This window comes from Tissierella sp., assembly GCF_032104385.1.
Taxonomy (GTDB): domain Bacteria; phylum Bacillota; class Clostridia; order Tissierellales; family Tissierellaceae; genus Tissierella.
Genome location: NZ_DAMCHJ010000001.1, coordinates 38,050 through 61,373 on the forward strand (window position 1 = coordinate 38,050; position 23,324 = coordinate 61,373).

14 protein-coding genes and 1 pseudogene are annotated in these 23,324 nt (G+C 31.3%); all 15 read right to left on the reverse strand.

The features are described from left to right. Positions 1 to 7: 7 nt before the first annotated feature. The 15 genes and pseudogenes from RT714_RS00195 to RT714_RS00265 all read right to left on the reverse strand — a co-directional run bounded on the left by RT714_RS00195 (position 8) and on the right by RT714_RS00265 (position 23,315). Positions 8 to 817, reverse strand: coding sequence for a sugar phosphate isomerase/epimerase family protein (locus tag RT714_RS00195; protein ID WP_313755611.1), 810 nt, complete (start codon positions 815 to 817; stop codon positions 8 to 10). A gap of 20 nt (positions 818 to 837) precedes the next feature. Next, on the reverse strand, positions 838 to 2,118 hold the full coding sequence (locus RT714_RS00200) for a TRAP transporter large permease (RefSeq protein ID WP_313755612.1): 1,281 nt from the start codon (positions 2,116 to 2,118) through the stop codon (positions 838 to 840). After that, positions 2,118 to 2,615: a TRAP transporter small permease gene (locus RT714_RS00205; RefSeq protein WP_313755613.1), complete on the reverse strand. Its 498-nt coding sequence runs from the start codon at positions 2,613 to 2,615 to the stop codon at positions 2,118 to 2,120. The genes RT714_RS00200 and RT714_RS00205 overlap by 1 nt, the downstream gene beginning before the upstream one ends. 31 nt (positions 2,616 to 2,646) lie before the next feature. Next, positions 2,647 to 3,654, reverse strand: coding sequence for a DctP family TRAP transporter solute-binding subunit (locus tag RT714_RS00210; protein ID WP_313755614.1), 1,008 nt, complete (start codon positions 3,652 to 3,654; stop codon positions 2,647 to 2,649). A 72-nt stretch (positions 3,655 to 3,726) separates the two neighbouring features. After that, the gene (locus tag RT714_RS00215; protein WP_313755615.1) at positions 3,727 to 4,689 is read right to left on the reverse strand and encodes a GntR family transcriptional regulator; all 963 of its coding nucleotides are present in this window, start codon (positions 4,687 to 4,689) and stop codon (positions 3,727 to 3,729) included. Between the two features lie 293 nt (positions 4,690 to 4,982). Next, positions 4,983 to 7,049: an S-layer homology domain-containing protein gene (locus RT714_RS00220; protein ID WP_313755616.1), complete on the reverse strand. Its 2,067-nt coding sequence runs from the start codon at positions 7,047 to 7,049 to the stop codon at positions 4,983 to 4,985. A 568-nt stretch (positions 7,050 to 7,617) separates the two neighbouring features. Beyond that, on the reverse strand, positions 7,618 to 11,436 hold the full coding sequence (locus tag RT714_RS00225; RefSeq protein ID WP_313755617.1) for an S-layer homology domain-containing protein: 3,819 nt from the start codon (positions 11,434 to 11,436) through the stop codon (positions 7,618 to 7,620). 299 nt (positions 11,437 to 11,735) lie between these two features. Next, positions 11,736 to 14,795, reverse strand: a complete 3,060-nt coding sequence (locus tag RT714_RS00230; protein ID WP_313755618.1) for an efflux RND transporter permease subunit — start codon at positions 14,793 to 14,795, stop codon at positions 11,736 to 11,738. Next, positions 14,788 to 15,966 (reverse strand): efflux RND transporter periplasmic adaptor subunit, encoded by a 1,179-nt coding sequence (locus RT714_RS00235; protein ID WP_216542358.1) that lies wholly within the window; start codon positions 15,964 to 15,966, stop codon positions 14,788 to 14,790. Before RT714_RS00235 ends, RT714_RS00230 begins: the two co-directional genes overlap by 8 nt. Positions 15,967 to 16,004: 38 nt before the next feature. Then, on the reverse strand, positions 16,005 to 17,429 hold the full coding sequence (locus RT714_RS00240) for a TolC family protein (protein WP_216542356.1): 1,425 nt from the start codon (positions 17,427 to 17,429) through the stop codon (positions 16,005 to 16,007). A gap of 3 nt (positions 17,430 to 17,432) precedes the next feature. Continuing rightward, on the reverse strand, positions 17,433 to 17,942 hold the full coding sequence (locus tag RT714_RS00245; RefSeq protein WP_216542354.1) for a transcriptional regulator, SarA/Rot family: 510 nt from the start codon (positions 17,940 to 17,942) through the stop codon (positions 17,433 to 17,435). 190 nt (positions 17,943 to 18,132) lie between these two features. Next, a complete protein-coding gene (locus tag RT714_RS00250) occupies positions 18,133 to 19,248 on the reverse strand; it encodes a TolC family protein (protein WP_313755619.1) in 1,116 nt (371 codons plus the stop codon). Next, on the reverse strand, positions 19,249 to 20,154 hold the full coding sequence (locus tag RT714_RS00255) for an efflux RND transporter permease subunit (RefSeq protein ID WP_313755620.1): 906 nt from the start codon (positions 20,152 to 20,154) through the stop codon (positions 19,249 to 19,251). Then, a pseudogene (locus RT714_RS00260) lies at positions 20,093 to 22,179 on the reverse strand (efflux RND transporter permease subunit). Before RT714_RS00260 ends, RT714_RS00255 begins: the two are co-directional and overlap by 62 nt. Next, on the reverse strand, positions 22,179 to 23,315 hold the full coding sequence (locus tag RT714_RS00265) for an efflux RND transporter periplasmic adaptor subunit (RefSeq protein WP_313755621.1): 1,137 nt from the start codon (positions 23,313 to 23,315) through the stop codon (positions 22,179 to 22,181). The pseudogene RT714_RS00260 and the gene RT714_RS00265 overlap by 1 nt, the downstream one beginning before the upstream one ends. Positions 23,316 to 23,324 lie beyond the last annotated feature (9 nt).

Genomic DNA, 23,324 nt, shown 5'->3' on the forward strand with positions numbered 1-23,324 from the left:
CTTAAATTTATTTATTAAACACTCTCTTAAGTTCTGATATGCTACTCTCAATATTAGCTATATAATCCTCCGTATCAAATGCTTCAATGGAAACATAGCCATCATATCCTACTTCCATTAACAAATCAGCAAAATTATCAATTTTATAGTTCCCCATACCTAAGGGCTTTCTGTCAGAATCACAAACATGGATATGGTCAAAGTATTCTTTTGATATATGCACGCTATATTCAAGGTTTTCATTTTCAATCATCATATGAATGTAATCTAACATAAGTCTTACATTTGATTTTCCTAAGTCCTTTATAAAGTTTAAACCTTCCTCAGTAGTCAGAATAAAGTTTGAAACCTTATGATTTATAGGCTCTAATAATAGATTTACATTTTTATTAAATTCTGCACATTCTATAAATCCTTCTTTAGACCAATTAATTGTATCCTCTCTCTTTACTCCATCAATGAATCTACCTCTAAGTCTACCTACATTAACATGAGCATTAAACTCTTCAGCTATTTTCATTGCTTCCTTAGTTCTTCTTATAGCTTCTCTTCTAATATCATAATCAGGATCTCCAAAGGATAAATTATCCTCACCATACATTTCTCCAGTACATATTACTGGTATTTCTAAGTTATATTTTTTAAGGCATCTGTTGATTTCTTTAAAATCCATTAGGAATGGATTTTTTATTAACAACTCGACTCCATCATATCCATAATCACTAATCTTTTTAAATAGATCATCGTAATTACCAATTAATCCTGTTACATTTTTTCCTTTAATATCATTAGCAACAACCATATAGCTAAACTTCATATTCCTAACCTCCTTTTAAATTATTTTCCACTTAAAACCAAAGAAGGTAAAATAGTTGAAAATTGAGGAACAAATATAGTAATAACAAGAACCGCTATCATTGAAACTATAAAAGGCAAAACAGCTTTAGAAGCTTTAGTAAATGACACATCAGCTATTCTTGCACCAGTCATGAGGGTTACACCTAAAGGTGGTGTATTAGCACCAATACACAAGTTCAATAAAAATACTGTACAAAAGTGAATTGGATCAATACCATATTGGTATACAACTGGTAGTAAAACAGGTATTAAAATAATTGCTAATGCAGTACTTTCCATAAATGTACCTAAAATTAACAACAACAGATTGATAAGTATCATAAATACCCATTTATTTGATGAAATGCTTAAGAAAAACTCTGTTAACATTTGAGGTATACGTTCAGCTGTTACAATCCATCCAAATAAAGCCGCCACACCTACAATTAACAAAACCGATACTGATGTCTTTATTGTTTGTAATGTAATTTCCGGCAGTTGCTTAAAAGAAACTTCTTTATAAACAAATACTGCAATAATAAATGAATATACAACTACAACTGCTGCAGACTCAGTAACCGTAAATATACCTCCCCATAACCCACCTAAAATAATTATAGGTGCAATAAGAGCTAATAATGAGTCTTTAAAGGCCTCAAAAATCTCTCTTGACGATGCCTTTTTCTCACTTCCATATCCTCCCTTTATGGATATTGCAATTGAAATTGATATTAGTCCTAATCCTACTAAAATTCCCGGCATTACACCTGCAAGAAATAATGCACCTATGGATAATCCGCCGGTTGCCCCTATTACCACTACGGTTAAACTAGGCGGAATTAGAGAAGCTAATGTTCCGCAACATCCTTGTAAAGCTGCTGCAAATTCAGCAGCATACCCTTTCTCTTTCATAGCTGGTATCATTATAGACCCAACAGCCGCTGTAGCACCAACTCCAGAACCGCAAAGAGCACCAAACAATGTGCTGGCAATTACAGTTACAACAGCTAGTCCACCTTTTAAATGTCCAACAAATGCTGTGGCTAGTCTCATCAATCTTTTTGTGATTCCTCCATATTCCATAAGCATTCCTCCAAATACGAAGAAAGGAAGTGCCAGAAATGGATATGTATATGAACCTAATATAGATCTCTGAGCCACAAGTACTATGGGCAAATCAGCTAAAAGCAAATACACTAAAGATGAAATTCCGATAGAAAATGCTATTGGTAAACTTAAACCTATACATACAAATAAAATAATTAGAAGTAAGATAACCATTAATTAATTCTCCCTTCTATACAGTTTTCACTTCTCAAACCTTTTATCTTTGTAATTATTTTTTCAATATTAAACATTAGCATTATTAAGCCACCAACTAAAGCCGGCAAGTATTGAAATGCTACGGATATGTTAAGTGCAGGTGTAATTGAGGCTTTAGTGATATTTACCATAATAGCCCCACCAACAATTAACGCTACAAAGAATGGTAAAACAATAATGTCAGTTATTAATTCTACTACTTTAGAACTCTTTTTAGGTAAAACTACTAATAATAAATCTACAGCCAAATGACTATTATATTCATAGACTATACCTGCACCTATAAAGGTAAGCCATACCATAGAAATTAATGCATATTCCTCAGCCCAAACTAATGGCTTTTTAATAAATCTAAATATTACACCCATAAAAACAACAATACACATCCCCCAGAATAGAACTATTAGGAACTTACTAAGTATATTTAGAAGATGTTTTTTAAACTTTGAGTACATAAATCCACCCCCGTTAATTTGGTTCTAGAAACTATTTTGAATATTTCCTTACAACATCAACAAGATCTTTTCCAAATTGACTTTCGTACTTAGTCCAAACTCCTTGTACTGCATCCTTAAAAGGTTGTACCTCTGGCTCTGTAACTTCCATACCAGATGCTTTCAAACTTTCTAAAAGTTCTTTCTCTGAATTTTGTATCATTTCTCTTTCTTTTATCTTCCAAACATCTGCCTTTTCTGCTATGACTTTCTTATAGTCGTCAGATAAACTGTTCCATGACTTATCACTAATTCCTAGTAATGCCGAACCCCAAATATGCCCAGAAATCATTAAATGCTTTTGTACCTCATTAAATTTTGATGATGAAATAGTTGGTAATGGATTTTCTTGCCCATCTACTGTACCTTGCTGCAATGCAGTAAATACTTCTGAAAATGCAAGTGGTGTAGGTAACACTCCTAAATCCTTAAAAGTATCTATTCTCATTTCAGCTTCAGGTACCCTTAATTTTAAACCTTTTAAATCTTCTAAACTATTTATTGGTCTAACGCTATTTGTTATATGACGGTATCCACTTTCCCAATAGGATAACCCAACTATGCTATGACCTTTAAGTATCTTGTTTAACTCTTCTCCTAATTCTCCATCAAGGGCTGCATATGCATTGTTTCTATCAGACCATGCATATGGTAACTCTTCAATAATTAATCTCTTATCTAATGATTGTAAAGCACCTGTACCAAATAAACCCATATCTAATGTTCCTAATTTAAGACCTTCAGCCATATCTCTTTCTCCACCTAATTGAGAGGATGGAAATACTTGAATTTCTAAATTTCCATTTGTAGCCTCAGATACATCTTTTGCAAAACCTTCTAGGGCAATATTCCAAGGATGATCTGGAGCGTTAATATGTCCAACTTTTAAAACCACTTTTCCATTTGAACTTGCAGGTTTTTTACCACTATTACATCCACTTAATATTAGAACCAAACAAACAAACATCGTGATAATGCTTCTTGACTTTTTGTTTAACATAACATTTTCCCCCTTATAATTAGTTATTCATCTAAAAGCTTCACATTAAATAGGTTTATATCCTCCTTCCATTTAATTTTTAGATTGCTTTATATTATTTACAACTTCCTCAAGCATTTTAATAGATGTATCCTGTAGAACGTTTGAATACTCAACTATCTTATTTGGTATAGTTGCAAAAAATTCACTGTTTTCTTCTAATGCATATTTTGAAACTATTAATATATCTACATTACTAGCAATTTCCTTCACTTTATCTAAATTCTTTGTGCTTTCTTCTATAATTACACCTTGTACTATACCTAAATCTATTAAAACTTGTTTTAAACCTATAGCCCCTGTATCACTAATACATATTATCCCGACACTTGATTCCTTTGGTAAATCCTTAAGTTTATTTAGCACCTTTAAATAAGGTCCAAAGTTTATAGCATAAATATTTTCATTGTTTTTTATTAACCTTTTCAAATAGGCATAGTGACCTACAGTTGTCATAACTAAATCATATTCACTAATCTTGCTACTAGATATCTTTCCATCCTCTATATCAGATAATAGACAACCTTCAATATCAATTTCCAATTCATTTTTGATATCATTTATATATTGTTTTAAAGCAGCATGGTTACATTCAACGAAAAGTCCTCTAATTGCCCTGCCATTTTTCTCTTTTAAATATATGGATTGAGCAGTTTCTAAAAATTCCTTTGTTGTAAATCCTAAAGAATTTGATATATTCATTGCTTCTTTAATTGTACTTATAAATTTAGCTACATCCTTTTTTTGAGGTAATTCTAAATCTTCTGTTACAAATGTACCTAAGGATTGCTTAGTAACGATAAGACCTTCATCTTCCAAATCTTTATAAGCTCTAGAGATGGTATGCCTATTTATATTTAGCATTGAAGCCATTTCTCTCACACTTGGCAGCTTGCTACCTTTTTCTAACTCTCCATTAATAATCTGGTATCTTAATTGTAATGCAATCTGTTCATTTATTTGTAAATTACTATTTTTATCAATTTGGAAATTCATCTGACCGCCCTCCTATTGTATTGCTCCACTATACCACGCACTTATTTTTCATATTTAATCCCTGCCCAACAACATACCTATCTCTATTTTACTTGATTTTTGTTTACTTATTATATTTTGGTTAATATGTTAATTTCTTGTTGTCTATTGTAGTATACCACCATACCACTAAATAGTCAATAAATTTTATTAACATTACCAAAACAAATTGCCAACTAAAAAACATCTCACAAGGATTTCTACCTGTGAGATGTTTTTTAATGTTCAACATAATTCTATGGAATACAGTATCATTAAATATCCCTATTTAAGATATTATATATTAGCAAAACTGCCTCTTCTCTTGTTAAATTATCCTTTGGTCTAAAGTTTCCTTTTCCACTTATAAGTCCCAGTCCTTCAGCAATTGCTATATGTCCCTTTAAATTAGTTGAGATTTTATCTGCGTCATCATACTCTAGTTTATATATGCCTTTTAAATCTTCTAATGGTTCTTGTCCAAAAGCTCTAACTATATACTTTATAGCTTCTTCCCTAGTTACTTTTGCTCCCATATTTTTTTCTTCTTCCTTTAGAATACCCTCATCAACAAATCTTTCATATATATAATCTGAATCTTCATAGAAATAATATCTATATTTGGTTTGGGCAAGTAATTGTAAAAATTCCTTCTGGGTTATTTCTTGTTTTGGTTTAAACTCTTCTCCCTCAAATAAAACAATATACTCTTGTAATTTATTTATCTGATTTTTAGCAAAACTATTTTCTGTATCCTTATATCCTTTTATAGCTGCTTTCTCCATTAACCCTCTTATATTATCTACTATCTCTGAATTTTTAGCATCTACTGCTAAATACTTATCTTTAAAATCATATACTAATTTAACATTCTTTTTTTCTTTTTCACTGTTTTCTAGTTGATATTCTAGAACTAATTCTTTATCTCCTAATAGTATTTCTTTTGCCTCATCTTTTTCTATTATATTATTTGGAGATTCAAATTCTAAATCACTCCAATTAAAATTATATGATTGTACATTACCTGTAACATTACTCAAAACTATTCTATAACCATCATTTTCAACTTTAAGATCATTTTCTTTTCTTACAAACAGAAAACCGGATATATTCTTTTCATTATAAAATGAAATTTTATCTTCATTCTCTATATACTCCACTTTTTTATACTTCTCAGGACTATTGTTTTTTATTAATTCCTTTGCTTTTTCAAGCAATTCTTCTTTACTATATTTTGGTTCTTTATCATCTGCATCATCCCAGGACCCAGGATCAGAAAAATCTATAATCTCTCCTGTTTTAGCATTGACACTCATACTTGTGCCACTTCCATGATTTCCAACACGCTTCATAATCATTACTTCCCATATATAAATATCTTTTTCCTTATTGCCCAATAATTTATGACCTTCTATTTCATACTCTTTTCCTAATTTAAAAGTATTTATTATCTTTTCACTTGATTCTTTCCTACCTATTATCTTCTTGGAATTTATCAATTTATTTTCTTCTTCAATTGATATCTTTTCCATATTCCTACGGGATATGCCTCCATATATGGAATATCTAGGTATATATGAAGTGCTTATGATATCTTTGGTCTTAGCATCCACTGTTTTATCTGTTTCTTTTACACTATATGCTAAATATGATTCCATATTTTTATCTGTTTCTTTTACTTTATATAATAGTTCTAAATCCATATTATCCTTATATATATTTTTTGCCTCATCTTTTGATATAATATTTTTTGCATCTTCAAATTTTAAATCTTTTTCCCAATTTATATTGAAACTATTTACTTCTCCCGTTTGAGTATCTACGCTGATATATACATTATTTCCATAGAATGGTATATCATCTTCTCTCCTTGCAAAACTGTAATTATATTCTCTTAAATCATTTCTAAGATATGCAGCATTATCTTCATCTTGGTATATAATTTTATCTAATATATCGGGATATAATTTTTTTATAAAATCTCTAGCAACTTTTTCTCCTTGCTTTTTAGTTGTTTTAGGGAATTTGTAAGGCTTTGTATTTCTATTAATACTACGTTCATTTTTCCAATAACCTATTATATTCCCATCTTCATCAATATCTACACCAATATGTTTATCTTTATTCCTCCAAGATAGACTTGTAATTTTCTTATCACTTGACCTATCATACTGATGCTTATCAAAATAATCGTACTCATCTCCTATTTTAAATAGGGCTTTTACCTTTTGAATATTCTTGTCTAAACTATCTTCTTCTGCAAATCCATTTAATGGTATGCCTGTAATTAATAGTGTTAATATCATCACAAACATTAAAGCTTTTAATTTTACTTTTTTCATAAGATCTCCCTCCATTTTTTATTAATTCTGATAATTTCATATAATTACATATTAACATTTTATGGAATACTTTACAAGGTAATAAACATCCCACAAGTATTTCTACCTGTAAGAGGAGAACTTTCAAGTCGGATGACACCAAATCATTTTGTGAAAGTAAGGTTTTGATTCTTCTTGGTTTGCTTGAATCAATTATATATGGAATTATGCATATTGATTCAATTAAGATTAAAATCATGCAAATTATTGAATTACTAAAACTGTCCATGAAAAAGTCTAGACTCCCAGAGAAAGTAGTAATTCACAAATAAAAATATAATAAGAATTAGATGATTGATAAATCAATATGATAATACTATTAAAAAGCATATGATTATATGAGTGTAAAGGCACAATAAAAAAATGTTATAATATGAAGTAAAGAATTTTTTAGCATGTGGTAAAGTATATTCTAACCCTTAAATAACAAAGACTTACAAACAATAAATAGGTATAAAAGAACCCCTTTGGATTTCTCCATTGGGGTTCTTCTTTAATTAAGAAATAGCTTCTCAATTAAGTTACTTTATTATTTTACTTCTATTGGAGCAACAGTGTGTGGAACTGTTACTGTAAATACTTTAGTATCTTTAATTGTTGACTCTGTTCCATCGGTTATAGTTACAGTAATTTCAAATGTGAATGTTTCTGCTTGTTTTGTTATTTCTACTGGAGCAGTTCCAGTTACTCCTGTTACTGCCTTGTAACTTAACTCATATTTTGCACCATTAGTATGAGCACTTGGTTCAGCTATAGAACCTTTAGTTTCATCAGTATTAGTAACTGCAAGTGTTGTTAAATCTGCTTTTGCTTTTGCCACATTTGCTACTGCTGTTTCTAATGCTGTTATTTTACTTTCAGCATCAGTTAACTTAGTAACGTTACCAGGTGTTAATAGAGCTACTTCAGCTGAAGTTAAAGTATTATATGCGTCTCTTGCTTCTTTAACTTGTGCCTTGTGTTCTAATGTAACATCAGTTTTTGCTGGTAATTTTGCTAATTTAGCATCTACTGCTGCTACTTTATTCGCTGCATCAAAAGCTTTTCTAGCATTTGTTACAGTAGTTTTAGCAGCATTTATTCTGCCTTGTAAATCAGCTTTTGTTGTAGCTGGCGCAACGTCAGCTGGTAATTTATCAACTGCTTTTTGAGCTGTTTCTAATGCTGCTTCTGCTGCTTTTAGATTCGCTTCGTCTGTTAACACTTTTCCTGCTGCTGTTTCTAATGCTGTTACTGCTTCTTGAGCTGCTTTTAAGTTAGCTGCATCTTTTGATGCTGCAGAAACTTTTATAGTAACTACATCTTTATCTATGGTTACTTCATCACCAATTGTTACTCCGTCAAAGCTACCTAATGCAAGAACTTTACCATCAGCTTTAACAACAGTATCTTTGTTCGCTCTGTAGATTACTCCGCCTACGATCATTTGATCTTTAGCTGGGTTAACATAAGTTACTAGATTCTTTTCTTCTGGCTTACCTGGTGTTGTTCCTGTTCCAGAACCTTTACCAACAGTAATACCAGTTTCTTTGTAGATATTCACACCATCTTTAATATCTGTTGCTTCATCATCAATTAATCTTTCGATTACTCTGATGTTTACTTTGTTTTCTACTACAAAGTATACTGAATCACCTTTTCTGATATTAGAAGTTGTCTTCTTAGCATCTTCTTCGTAAACAACTGCATTGCTTGATAGTTTATATTCTGTCTTATCAGTACCTATCTTAATGATGTTACCATCTTTCTCTGTAACAACACCTGCTACATAAGATAAGTCACCTTGAGCTGTGTTAAATAATTCTATCTTACCGCTACTCTTAGTCTTAGCAATGAATGCTCTTTCCTTATAGAAGCTACTTAATTTAACATTACTGTTCTTATCTAACTTATCTACTTGTCTTTCTTCTACTTTACCAGTTTCGTATGAAGCGTATTTTACCAATACATCTCCACCCTTAGTCCATTTATCGATGATGTAAACTGCTTCTTCATCTGATGATGTAGATGCACCTTTACCAATAAATATTACTGCATCAACGTCTACGTTGTTGTTTCTCTTAGTGAATACATAGTATTCTAATTCTGAGTCATATTTGTTTTCTGACATATCTTTCCATTTTGAAATTGAGAAGTCATCAACATCAAAGTCTTTTAAGAATCCTGTTCTACCGCTGTTAAGTTTTAATCCCTCAGCATCGATAATAACTGCTTTATCATCTATTGCAAATGATTTAGTTTCATCCTTCTTGTCATGTAATGCGGAAGGAACACTGTCTTTACCAAAGTCTTTGTTTTCTTTCATTACCCAAGTGTTTGTAGGATCCATTACATAAAGTTCATCTTCAGCAATTTCTCCTGCTTTGTTAAGTTTGAACTTAACAACGTCACCGTCTTTAATTTCTGTATCTCTAGTGATAAGTTTCTTATCGCTATCTTTCATTTCAACACCATATTTGTCAAGTAATACTGGTCTACTTAAACTCTTTTCTTTTTCTACTCTATATGTGATTTCTTCTCCATCTTTCCCATCAACATAAGTGTAAATTTTAACTCTGTCATTGTCGCTATATGCTTTTACAACAACACCATATTTATATCCTGATGTAGCTTTTGTTTTAGTAGTTAGGAAAGCGATTCTGCCTGCTGCATCAAGATATGCTGTCATAGTTTCTTCGTCTGCGTCTTCCATATCTGTTGCCCATTCGTCATTATCTTTTCCAGTCCACTCTTTTACTTCTTCAAATCCTTCAACACTGTAGTAAGCTTGATATTGTTTTGTTCCTTCTGAAACATATTGAACTACTTTAGTTTGTTTATCTCCTAATGTTACTCTGTCATTCTTAACTTTTGATAGTTTTCCTTCTACAGCATTGTCTTGAACTACTACAACTACTGCATAGTCATCTCCATCATATTCTTGTTTTTGTGCATAAACTATGTTTCCTTCTTTAATATCTTCTACATCAAGATTATTTCCTAATGTATCAAATACTAATACTCCATCATAGTTTCCATCTTTACTTAAATCTAAGTCAAAGTCTTCAGTAGTTTGGCTAATACCTTCTAATAGACCTTTTTTGTTTTCTCTAACTAACATCCATGGAAGCGCTTCTGAACTGTCCATGATTTCAGCGTATACGATTCTGTTGTTTTTAACAACGAATTTACCTACATGACCTACAACATCATTTATTTTTGCATCGATTCCATCTTTTTCAACGCTTAATTCAACGTATTTATCATCTTTTGAATCAAATACATATACTGTTGCTTCTTTATCGAATTTATAATCTTTGTCAAATTTTACAAGAGAAATTTCTTCAATTGCTCCATCTTTACCTGTTGGTATTTCACTTACATAGTCAAAGTATGCTTTGTCATCATTTTCTACTTCGATATAAACTACTTTGTCTTTGTTATCCATATATACGGATACTTCTTCACCTACGAATTTTCTTGGGTTTACAGCTTTTGCGATTCTGAAATCTTTTTCATCGCCTTCTTTATAGTCTTTTCTAACGGAATTAGTTTCTTTCTTATCGATGTCTTTTAAGAATTTAACAGTTATTTCATCTGCATCTAATCCATCATTAACTATTTTATCAGCTATAACTCTTGTATCTTCATATTTACTAATATCTAATTTGTCTTTTAATAAAGTCTTTTCTGTTTCTTTATATTCTACTGTACCATCTTTATATGTTTCTACTTTTACAACGTCTCCGTCTAATGTGTTGTTAACTAATACAGCTACATCTCCTCTATTAGCTGAACTAACAGCGCTGTCAAATTTAACTCCAGCAGTGATTCCTGCTTCTGCTGCTTTTGCAACATAGTTTCCTGGCCAAGTTCCTTTTAAGAAGTTATCTTGGTATCCTAATGCTCTAACTAACATAGTTAATGCTTCTGCATAGGAAACTTGTTTTTCTGGTTGGAATGTTCCATTGTTATATCCTTTTATAAGTCCTTGTCCTGATGCAACATTGATATATCCTGATGCCCAGTGACTTGCTGGAACGTCTGAGAACTTAGTATTTCCTGTTGCTGCTTTAGTAGCATTACCTATTCCTAATGCTTCTATTAATATTTTAGCAAATTCTGCTCTTGTAACTTCTTTTTCTGGTTTGAATGAACCATCTGGGTATCCACCTACGATACCAAATGCAACTAATCTTGATACTGCTTTTTCATAATCTGTTCCAATTACATCCTTTGGAACTTTTGTTAATTCTTTGTCTGCTTTTTCAACTTCTGCTGCGTGAGCAACTGTGAATGAAGCTGCAAAACTTCCTAGTATCATGGATAATACTAGAAGAAATGAAAATATTCTTTTCATCTTATTCATGCTGTATTTCCTCCTTTTTTTTATTTACTTTTTTTTGAAGTAGTTTTGATCTTAGTTTGATGGCAAACCCTTCAATAAATCCATCAAACTTGTAAGAGTTTGGTTTAACTGCAAAGTTTTCCCTAAACCCCACATCATATTAATTATTATAGCATCAACCTTTATGAAGGTCAATGATTATAAGAAGTTGTAACATAACTGTAATATTGTAATAATTTAATGCCGTAACTTCTTTATATTTACATTATATATGGTCTTTCTCCAAAATACCATTACAGTTATGTTACATTTATATTTCTTTATTGTGCTTCTATTGTCTTCCTCTTTGCCTTCTTATTTTCAAACACAATAAAGGATGCTGGTATTACAAGTACTGTCAGCACAGAGGATACCATTAGTCCAAATATTATAGTATATGCTAATGGTGCCCAAAGGCTTCCTCCTCTTATTCCCATAGGAACTAATCCTATAACTGTTGTAACCATACCTATGGTAATAGGTCTTAGTCTAGCCATGGAAGCAGTCTTTACTGCATCTAAGGTTTCCATGCCTGTTCTCTTTAGAATATTGATATAGTCTAGGAGAACTATTCCGTTGTTAACTACAACTCCCATTAAACTGACTACTCCGTTTAATGCCATAAATCCTAATGGGAATCCGGTTATCTTTAACCCTAGTATAACCCCTATAAAGGATAGTGGTATAGTTCCCATGATTATAAGCGGCTGTCTTAAATCAAAGAATTGGAACATTAGTATTAAATAAACCAATACTATTGCCAATATAGAAGGTGCTACAAGGGATTCAAAGGCTTCTACCCTATCTTCGTTCTCTCCACCAAATTCATAGCTATAGCCTTCTGGTACTTCAAAGTCTTTCATTCTTTCTTCTACTATCTTTAAAACTTCTGCTGCACTATGACCTGACTTTGGATGAAATCCTACAGTTATAGTACGATCTCTGTTTCTTCTTATTATTCTGTTTAAATTGAATTCTGATTTTATTTCTGCTATCTGATTAATAGGTACGTTTTTACCTGTTATTTGTGATGTTATAAATATATTGTTTAACATATCTACATTTTTTCTTTGCTCAGAAGGTATTCTCAAAACAACCGGCACGTCATCATCAGAATTATCTGGTCTTAGCTTTGTCATCTCTAATCCGTTTACTGCCATTCTTACTGTAGAGGATATATCATAGTTAGTCAATCCTACCATACTGGCTTTATCCTGATTTACATCTATGGTCATCTTAAGTGTCTTTGAACCATAGTCATCTTGAACGTGTTGCCCTTCTTCTATTGTATATAAAATTTCTTTTATTTGATTGGATATTTCCTTTAATACATCTACATCTTTACCTGTTACCCTCACCTGTACAGGTAATTCTACTGGGATAGCATTTTCCAGTTGTTTTACCTCAATTCTTGCTCCTGGTATATTCTCATTTAATTTACGTTGAATATTTTCTATCTGTGCTATTTCTCCATTTACTACAAATTGTCCTTTGTTACTAGCTATTTGATTTCCAAAGAATGAAGGATAGAATTTAGGGATACCATCTCCTACTTTGGATAGAAAGTTAGTAACAGAAGTGTCTTCTAAAAGCAATGCTTCTATGTCTTCTATTATTTCATGAGTTTTCTCCACAGTAGTTCCTTCTGCAAGGGTAACATCAATTATATACTGATCCCTTTCTACAAATGGGAATAGTTGAAGTCCAAGAGTTGGTATAAGTAAACTCGTTAAAGCTAATACACCAACTGCTATTAATATGGCAGTTCTTGGCTTTTCCAATGCTTGATCTAAGAAAAGCTCATAGAATTTCAGAAAAGCTTCACCAAGCTTATTAGCCAATATTTTTCTTTTCTTAGTTGGCACCTCTTCCTTTTTCTTTTCCTTTAGGAAAGTATATCCCATGGCCGGAACCACTGTTAAGGATATTAAATAGGAACTCATCAAGGCTATTGTAACCATTACAGGTAAATCCTTAACAAATTTTCCTGCAACTCCTTTCATCATAGCAAGTGGCAAGAATGAAGCAACTGTTGTTAATGTAGATGTCAGTATTGCTATTCTTACTTCCTTTATCCCATCTGTAATAGCAAGTTTTCTTTCCTTGCCTTGAGATAGATGTAAATCCATATTATCATTGGCAACTATTGCATTGGATACTAATAATCCAAGACAAACTATTAATGAAGCAATGGATACTTGATGAAGTATGATACCAAAGAACTTCATAAATACAAAGGTTGCCATAACTGTTATTGGAATAGCAGAAGATACTACTATAGCTGATCTTGGTCCCATAGTTAAAAACACTACAACAACTACCAATAATATAGCTGCTATTAAGTTTCCTTCAAAATCCTTTATAGCATCGTTTACATATTCTGATTGGTCAGTTATTATATTTAGATTCATTCCACTTGGAAGAGTCTTTTCATATTCCTTTAGGGATTTTCTTATTTTCTCCCCTATTTTAACTATATTTTCTCCTTCAGAATATTTTAATGTTAAAAGAAGGGCTTTTTCACCGTTTCCACTAACATAGATATCCCTTTCTCCTTCTTGTTCCGTTATATTTGCAATATCCTTTAAGTATATGATATTACCTGCTTCCGACATTCCAACTATTGTATTTTTAATATCATTTATATCATTATATTCACCTGTAGTTGTAATAGGTATATTAGATTGCTGAAGTTTTAAACTTCCTCCTGGAATATTAATATTCCTAGCCTTTAAAGCCATACCTATGGTATTCATAGGTATTTTAAAGTTTCTCATTCTAAGTAAATCCAAGTCAATGTGTATCTCATCTTTTATATGTCCGTCTATTTCTACCCTGGCTACTCCATCTATTTTCTCTATTCTCTCTTGTAATTCATCTGCTACCAATTTTAAATCCTTATATTTATAATCGTCACCGCTTATGGTAAATAGCATACCATAGGTATCTACTAACTCCGTATCTACTTCTGGATCATAGGCACCATCTGGTAACTCTACTTCATCTACCTTATCCTTTAACTTATTCCATGTTTCTGTTATCTGCTCATCTGTTAAATCCTTTAGCCTAACTATTATAACCCCTACATTGTCTAAGGAATAACTGGTCATAAGCTTTATATTTGGAATTTCATTTATTTTATCTTCCAATGGTTTTACGATTAATCTCTCTACGTCTTCTGGAGTAGCCCCTGGATAAATGGTTTTTACTGTTGCACCTGGAGATACAACGTCTGGATTTTCCTGTCTTTCCATTTCTACATATACATATATTCCTGATAAAATTATAAATAGGGATAATACTGCAACTATACTTCTATGTTCTATACACCATTTAGTCATTTTCTTCAACTCTCCTAGCGTTTACTTCTTCTCCTTCTAAAAGACCGAATTGCCCATGTATAACTACCAATTCACCATCCTTCAGTCCTTCGACAATTTGTATATGATCCCCAAATACTGCTCCTACTTTTACTTCTCTTTTACTTACTGTTTTTGCATTTTCGTCATATACAAAGATTGTAGATTTATTAGCATCATCTACTACTGAATCTATAGGTACAATTATTGTAGTTACTTTATCCATATTTATAACTACATTGGCTATCATTCCAGGTTTTATATCTCCATCTTTATTATCTATATCTATTTTTACTCCAAAGGTTCTAGTTTCTAAATCAGCTGTAGCATCTATATTGGATATAGCCCCTTCTAATTCCTTATCTATACCGTAGATAAATAATTTTACTTTTTCTCCTACCTTTATATTATCTATTAAATTATCTGGAACTCCTACTTCTACTTCCAGTGTGTCTAGTCTTCCTAATACAAAGGCTGGATAGCCCGGTGCTATGGTTTCCCCTACTTCAAAGATTTGTTTTACTACTGTACCATCTATTGGACTATGAATTACAGTATCACTTAATTGTGACTGTGCTAATTCTAGTGCTGCGCCTGCTTGCCTAAGTTGTGCTTCTGATGTTTCTTTTGCATCTAATGCTTCTTTATATTTATTTTCTGCAACTACCAATGATACTTCTAATTCTTCTACTGTTTTAGTAGCTACAGCACCTTTTTCATGTAATCTCCTTACTCTATCTAATTGGGTTTTGATAAAGTCCAAATTAGCCTTAGCTTGATTTATAGAGGAATCTATTTTAGAGCTAAGCTGCATATTTAAGGAATCATATTGTGCTTGAGCTGCTATTACCCCTAGTTCATAATCATGGGGATTTAAACTCATAAGTGCTTGACCTTCTGATATACGGTCACCTTCTTTTACATAAATATTTCCTACAACCCCTGCAACCTTAAAACCCTGTTTTACTAATTGAGCAGGCTTCACATTACCACTGATTTCAATATCATCAGAATAATCTTGTGTCTTTACTTCCATTATTTTAACAGGTTTCAATGGCTCCGCCACTACCTCTACATCTTTCTCTTTACAACCATAAAGCATAGTTGTTAAAATCACTAATAGTATTAATACTTTTGTTTTACGTGATTTCATGTTTTCCCCCTCCAGTTATATGAATTATATTAGATATTTTAGTAAATAAAGTTCCCCGTATTGTTTAGATACTGCATACGCGCTAAATTATATGCATATGTTATCTTTACAACATTTTCTTCGATTTCTGCTAGCTTTTCTTCTGCTGCTAAAACTTCTATTATAGTACCAGCTGAGTCCTCTAGGTTTAAGTTCTTTAGCAAACTAGTCTGTACTCCAAACCCTTCTTTATATTTTAATGTTGCAATCTCTAGGTTCCCCTCTGCTTCTTTAATCATTTCCTTTGTAGATTCTAGCATGGAGGCTACTGTATTAACAGTGTTATAGGATTGACGTATTGAGCTTTCAACTTCTAGTTTAGCCTGATCAAAGTTTATTAAAGATTTTTCCTTTAATGCCTCTGCCTCTTTATATTGAAAAGTATTAGATGTATACTTTTTCTTAGTTTCGTTGAAGTTTGTATTATATACTACTACTTCTCCTAAAGTCTTTTTTATCTCTAATCTCTCTTTCATACCATTGATTAGTCCATTATCTAGATTGAAGTTTTCTGGTTTCTCCACAAGTACATCTGTTAGAACTAATTCCTTATCAAACCCTACATTTAAATTTTTCTTTAATTCAACTAGGGCATTTTCTAAATCCCCTTTTGCCTTTTCATATTGTATTTTAGTGGATTTATAATATGTGCTTGCTACAAGCATATCATCCTTAGCCTTTAGTCCTTCATTATAGCTGGCAGTTGCAAATTCATATTGTTTTTTACCTCTTTCCATTGCCTTTCCCTTTGCCTCTACCATTTGTTTAGCCTGAAGTACATCATAATAATTTTTTTGTATCAATAATGCAATACTGTTTTTATAAATATCAAAGGATGCTTGAGTAACTTCAAAACTAATATCTGCCATGGTATTTAATACATCAGAAGTAGAATCTACATTTAATGCATCTAAACTTGCAAAATCAAGGGCAGTCGAAATATTTCCTCCTGCTTCTTGAAGAGAATTTATTATTTTTAAATTTCCACTACTTAACTGTCCCTTAGAATCCTCAATGGATTTTTTGATTCCTGATTTTATACTGTCTTGCATTTCAGTAGGTAAGCTATCTATTTTGGTTCCAGCTTTAATTACTTTTCCATCACCTAAGGATATATCACTTGGAACTACCCCTTGATTTAAAAGTCCCTCTGCTTGGTTTATTTGTTTCTGTGCATCTCTTAAATCATCATCACCACGTCTTAATTTCTTAGTAGAATAGTGGGATCTATCCTTTGTTATATCTGCTAATTTAATCTCTGCTTCTACTTGATCTAAGGCTAAACTATTTTCTATTCCCATAAGAACTGCTTCTTCCATTGTTAGTTTTAATACCTTATCCTCTGCTGCAAAGGTTTCCATAGTGGAGCCTAAAATCATAGTACATATAATGGCAGAAATTATTTTTTTCTTTATTCCTTTCATTTTCTATCTCCCCTCTATTATATTTAAAACATTATCCTTTTCTATTTCAATAATTCCTTGTTGCAATGTTTTTAATAGTTTTATTAGTTGATTATTTTCTTCAACAGTTAATACTTCCATCAATTTCTTGGACCATTTAATATAATCTTCCATGACCTTTTCAACGGAGTTTATACCCTTTTCTGTTATCTTTATAACTATTTTCCTTCTATCTTCTTTGCTTCTAACTCTTTTTACTAAAGACTGCTCCTCCAATCTGTCTATTAGACCTGTAATATTAGCATTGGACAGAAGCATCCTCTCTCCTATTTTTGACATATACATTTCTTCAGTGCATCCCTTATATAGAATGACTAGAACGTTAAATTTTGTATTGGACAAATCATATGCTTGAAAAAATCTATCATGTACTTCCTCTAACATATCCTTAGTCTTTAAAAGTTCTATATTAGTTCTGCTGGCTATTCTTTCTATCCATTTATAGTTTTCAGACAACTTTTCTAACCTTTCCACTTCTTCACCACCCATATATTTTTTATAACGATTTTAGTATAACTCATTTATATCAATATGTAAATAGTTAAACAAGAAATGTTTCACATATTAAACATATTATGCAAAAACATTATAAAAATGCACCTCCAAAAGTTAAATTTATTATCTAACTTTTGTGGTGCACTTCATAACTAAAAGGTGGTTATCTTTATCTAACTGATCCTATATTTATTGCCTTATTGTATTGGATTATATTTAGATTATAATTTGCTATAGCATCTGATACTGCTAATTTAGCATTATATAACTGAGTCATAGCTTCCTTTACTTCTAATATAGTTCCTTTTCCTACATTATAGGAAATTTCCTTTAATCTTAGTCCTTCTTCTGCCTTTTCTACATTTGCCTTAGCCAGTTTTATTTGCTTTTCTGCAGATTTTATTGCATCATATTTCCCTCTAATATCAAACTCTGCATTTTGCTTAGCATTGTTCAGCAAATTTTCCATCCTTAGTACACTGCCTTCTTTATATTTATATTTAAAGGTATTTGAAGGATATACTATGGCATTGGTTTCAAAATCCAACTTTACAATTTCATAATTATTTCTCATTTGAATCATTTCAAATCTTTTTTTGTATGAATTTTCAATATCTTTGTCTAAATCTGCAGAAAAATTCTCTTCTTTAAAGCTAGAGGTTAGATTTAATTTTGTATTTAGCGGGTAGTTTAAAACCATATTCAATGCCCTTAATGCCATTTCTCCATCTTCCTTAGCCTTTTCTAAGTTTATATTGGCTTCATTTAAGGCAATCTCTGTTATTAAAAGTTCAGATTTAGATACAAGACCTAAGTCAAATTTTTTCTTTATTATATCCCTATGTCTGTTGATATTATCTAGATTACTATTTACTGCATTTATATGTTCTTTTGACTTTAGGACTCCATAGTAAGCATTTACAACATTATATTTTATATCTTCTACTATATAATTCTTCTTTAGTTTTTCCTCTTCTAAGGCATAATCTGCTTTTTTAGACAGCATATTTTCATCTAATAGGAACTCTTCAACAGTTCCCATAGATATATCACTTTTCTTATGTTTTCTCTCTTCATAATTAGCTTCACTTGCTTCTACTTTTTTTATTTCAATTTCTACTTCATTGAGTTTAATTTCCGGAGAATTCTTTATTCCTATTTCTATAGCCTCTTCCATGGAAATTGTGGTTTTTATACTATTCTTTGTTGTTTCTTCTCCAAAGGAAATCATAGGTGTGATACATATTATAGATGCCAATATTAGACTTATTATTCTTTTTTTCAATTATATCCCTTCTTCCTTTTTGTTTTTCGTAAATATAGATATGAGCTTTTCAAAACTAGCATATATAACTGGAATTATAATCATGGTTAATAATGTGGATGCTAACATCCCGCCTATTACTGCTATTGCTAAAGGTGAAAATCTTTCAGCACCTAATGCTAATTCCAATGCTAAGGGGAGCATACCTGTTATATCCGATAATGCAGTCATCATAATAGGTCTATATCTTGCCTTCACAGCTTCTACCAGGCTTTCTTCTAATGCCATTCCTTCTTTTCTAAGATTGTTGGTATGTTCAACTAGTAAAATAGCATTATTTACTACGGTTCCTGCTAATAGAATGAACCCCAATAATACGGGCATGGATATATATTTTCCACTTAATCCTAAGGCAGGTGCGACTCCTATTATAACCAGAGGAATAGCTGACATAATCGTAATTGGATGGATAAAGGATTTAAATTGCGGCACCAATACCAGATATACAAATATTACAGATAATATTAATGAAAAAATCATATCCTTCATAGATTTACTAAGTTCTTCCTGATCTCCTGTCATGCTAATACTATAGTCCTTTGGTAATGGTAATTCATTTATTTGCCTTTGAACGTCTGATACTATATGGCTAAATGCTCTACCATCAGTGTAACTCAAGATTTCAATAGTATATTTGTAATTTTGTCTAGTAACCATATTGCCTTTTTTATTAATTTCAATTTGCCCAATTTCTCTGAGAGGTACTGTAACACCTTGGGGTGTACGAATTTTTATATTCATCAAATCCTCTATGGAGCTTACTGATTCAGTTTTATATTTAAGATGAATCCCTAGATTTTGAAATTCATCTATGTCCATGGTGGAATTTTTTATACCTTCCATGGCTATGAAATTTTTTATAGACATTGGTAGTTCCTTCTATTTGATTTAATTTTTCTTGGAATTGAGTTGCTAATTCATATAAAAGTTCTTGGTCATCACCCCTTATACTTATATCTAAAGGGGCAGCAGATCCTGTTGCTGCAGTCCCACCTTGCTCTTTGACAAAAAATTCCATTATACCAGGTATAGAAGATATATATTTTCTCAATCTATCTTGAAATTGCCATATTGTTTCTTCCATTTTTTTTCTTGTATTTAGATTAATAGTCATAAAGCCTTGGTTTGTTCCCATTAATCCAAAATCCCCTAACATGGTGTTATCCTTTTCAAATCCTATTTGTGCATCATAATTGATTATATTTTCCTCTTTATCTAGATATTTTTCTATCTTATTTACTGCTTCCTTTGTATCTTGTATCTTGGCATTAGGCTCCATCTCAATACTTATATATGTGACTCCACTGTCGAATTTAGGTAACATCTCTACTCCATTTGAAGCTAGAAATTTTCCACTTAAAATCATCAGTATAGCTAATATTATATAAATTATAGATTTATTATTCAAGGCAAACTTTAAAATACCAATATATATATTTAATACTATATTCATGAATTTATTAAAAGGTCTGCTTAAAAATTTTATTATTCCCTCTATTTTCTTTAGCTTTATTTTATACATAAGTACAGTTAACAATGGTATTATAGTTAATGCTATAAATATTGAAGATAGTATTGCATATATAAGAGTTAAGGATAATGGTTTAAACATAGAGCCTACAAATCCCTTAATGAATATAAGGGGGAATAATACTACTAATGTTGTCAGCGCTCCTGCTATACTTGGTAATGCAATTTCTTCTGCAGCATCTATTGTGGCAGTGATTATATCTTTATTATATTTGGTATTGTGAGTGACTATATTTTCATAAGCCCTAAGGTCATTAAAAATACAAGGGGCATGGATATGGATACTACTATTGATTGATTAATAGCAGCTATAAACAGGATTATTAAAAATACTGTTAACAAAATAGATTGAAATACACTGCTTGTCATATTATCAACCATTTGTAATGTGAATATAGAGTCATCTCCTGCTATTTCAAATTCAATAAAAGGATATTCTTCCTTTAAAGTTCCTAATCTTTCCTTAAGATTGTTGACTACTTCTATTGTATTGGCATCTGCTCTTTTATTTATTAAAATAGCTATGGAATCTTTTCCATTTAATTTATAGGCACTTTCTAATTCTTCAAAGGATAGCTTTACCTTTCCTATATCTTTTAAATAAATAAATTTTCCATCTATTGTTGGAATCTGTAATTTCTCTATATCCTCTAGAGCAGTGAAACCTTCTTCAATTCTTATGAGGAATTCTTTATTGTCCTCTTTTAATTTTCCTCCCGGTGATTTTATATTATTTTGAGCAAGAAGCTTAGATATATCCTCTAAAGATATATTATAGGCATCCATTTTAGAGCTATCTAATTCTACTTGTATTTCCGATTTATATCCACCATAAATATTAGTTCCTGCAACTCCTTCAACTAATTGTATGTCGAAGCTTATTTTATCCTCTGCAATTTGTCTGAGTTTCTCCATACTAAGGGAGGTACTGCTTAGACTAATTGTCATAATAGGTTTATCAGAGGTGCTAAACTTTAAAACCCTTGGCTCATCTATTCTACTTGGCAGCTTGTCTTTTATTCTGCTTATGGAATTTTGTATATCTATTGCTGCTTCATCAATATTTATGCCGTAGTTAAATTTTAGCTGGAGAATGGCAATATTATCTTGAGCTATGGAACTTATATCTACTATGCCTTCTAATTTTCCTAATTCTTCTTCCATTGGTTCTATAATATCCTTTGAAACATCTTGTGAGGATGCACCAAAATATCTTGTCATCACTGTAGCCATTGGGGGAGTTGTATCTGGGGATAATTGTATTTGCAAAGTTTTTTTTGAATAGACTCCTACTATTACAATAGCTAATAATATAGTAAGTATTAAATATTTGTTTTTAATGGAAAATTTACCTATATTCATTACTTTATTTCTCCTTTAAATATAGTTACTTTGGCATCATCATATAATTTATTTAGATTTTTTATGGCTATTATATCCCCTTCTTCTAATCCTTCTATTATCTGTAGTCGATTATTCACTTTTATTCCCGTCTTTATTGGTATCTCTTCCACATGATTATCTACTATTTTATATACTACTGAAGTATCTTTTAATTCTTTTATTGCATTTAGTGGCATTGTAAGCCCCTCATCTACTTTACTTATGATAAATTCTACTTCTACACTTGTACCAGATATAAATTGACCATTTATATTAGCTATCTCCACTTCACCAATCCTAGTTGCAGGGTTTATACTTGGCATTATTTTAGTAACCTTGGCATTTATCTTATTTTCTATTCCAATTAGAGCTAGGTTTACTTCCATATCTTTTTTTACTTTATCTAAATCCATTTCTCCAATATTGACTTTTACAATGGATTCCTCAGTATCTATTAGGGCTACTGGCTTTCCAGTCAACGCTATCTCCCCTATGGAAGCGTTGAGATTTTTTACTATTCCATCTATAGGGGAAATTAGGACAAAATCCCTTAAACTTAATTCTAGTTCTATTTTTGTGGATTCTAACTCCTTTAATTGCATTTCAGCTATATCCTTTTCATGTTTAATTTTATCGTAGGCATTTTGAGGTATAGCTCCATTATCCAATAACTCTCTATACTTACTCTCCTCTTGACTTAGGTAGTTTATATTAAGTTCAATGGTTTTTAGTTTTGCTTGTATTGTATCTAATTTTGCATGGATATTTGAGTCATCTAATCTTCCTATTATATCCCCAGCTTTTATATGTTCTCCTTCCTTTATGTTTAATTGAATTATTTCTGCTGGCATTTTAAAGGAAAGCTCAACCGTATCTTTAGGGTAAATAGTTCCTATATAGTTTAACTTTTCTACTATAACTTCTTTTATGATTTTATCTGTTTCTATTGGTATGCCTAAGTCTTCCTCAATTATTATATTTGTTTTTTTTATATTTTCCTTAGGTTCTATGAAAGACTTTAGAATTTGTTTTTTATATATAATAGTGCCTAAGAATAGAATTGCTAGAAACACTATTATATTTTTATATTTCCTAATGCTAAGATTTTTTTCCATAATAATACC

What these genes read in the sequence shown, in the direction of transcription:
- RT714_RS00195 (WP_313755611.1), bottom strand. Translation starts at nt 817, where the DNA reads ATGAAGTTTAGCTATATGGTTGTTGCTAATGATATTAAAGGAAAAAAT.
- RT714_RS00200 (WP_313755612.1), bottom strand. Translation starts at nt 2,118, where the DNA reads ATGGTTATCTTACTTCTAATTATTTTATTTGTATGTATAGGTTTAAGT.
- RT714_RS00205 (WP_313755613.1), bottom strand. Translation starts at nt 2,615, where the DNA reads ATGTACTCAAAGTTTAAAAAACATCTTCTAAATATACTTAGTAAGTTC.
- RT714_RS00210 (WP_313755614.1), bottom strand. Translation starts at nt 3,654, where the DNA reads ATGTTAAACAAAAAGTCAAGAAGCATTATCACGATGTTTGTTTGTTTG.
- RT714_RS00215 (WP_313755615.1), bottom strand. Translation starts at nt 4,689, where the DNA reads ATGAATTTCCAAATTGATAAAAATAGTAATTTACAAATAAATGAACAG.
- RT714_RS00220 (WP_313755616.1), bottom strand. Translation starts at nt 7,049, where the DNA reads ATGAAAAAAGTAAAATTAAAAGCTTTAATGTTTGTGATGATATTAACA.
- RT714_RS00225 (WP_313755617.1), bottom strand. Translation starts at nt 11,436, where the DNA reads ATGAATAAGATGAAAAGAATATTTTCATTTCTTCTAGTATTATCCATG.
- RT714_RS00230 (WP_313755618.1), bottom strand. Translation starts at nt 14,795, where the DNA reads ATGACTAAATGGTGTATAGAACATAGAAGTATAGTTGCAGTATTATCC.
- RT714_RS00235 (WP_216542358.1), bottom strand. Translation starts at nt 15,966, where the DNA reads ATGAAATCACGTAAAACAAAAGTATTAATACTATTAGTGATTTTAACA.
- RT714_RS00240 (WP_216542356.1), bottom strand. Translation starts at nt 17,429, where the DNA reads ATGAAAGGAATAAAGAAAAAAATAATTTCTGCCATTATATGTACTATG.
- RT714_RS00255 (WP_313755620.1), bottom strand. Translation starts at nt 20,154, where the DNA reads ATGTCTATAAAAAATTTCATAGCCATGGAAGGTATAAAAAATTCCACC.
- RT714_RS00265 (WP_313755621.1), bottom strand. Translation starts at nt 23,315, where the DNA reads ATGGAAAAAAATCTTAGCATTAGGAAATATAAAAATATAATAGTGTTT.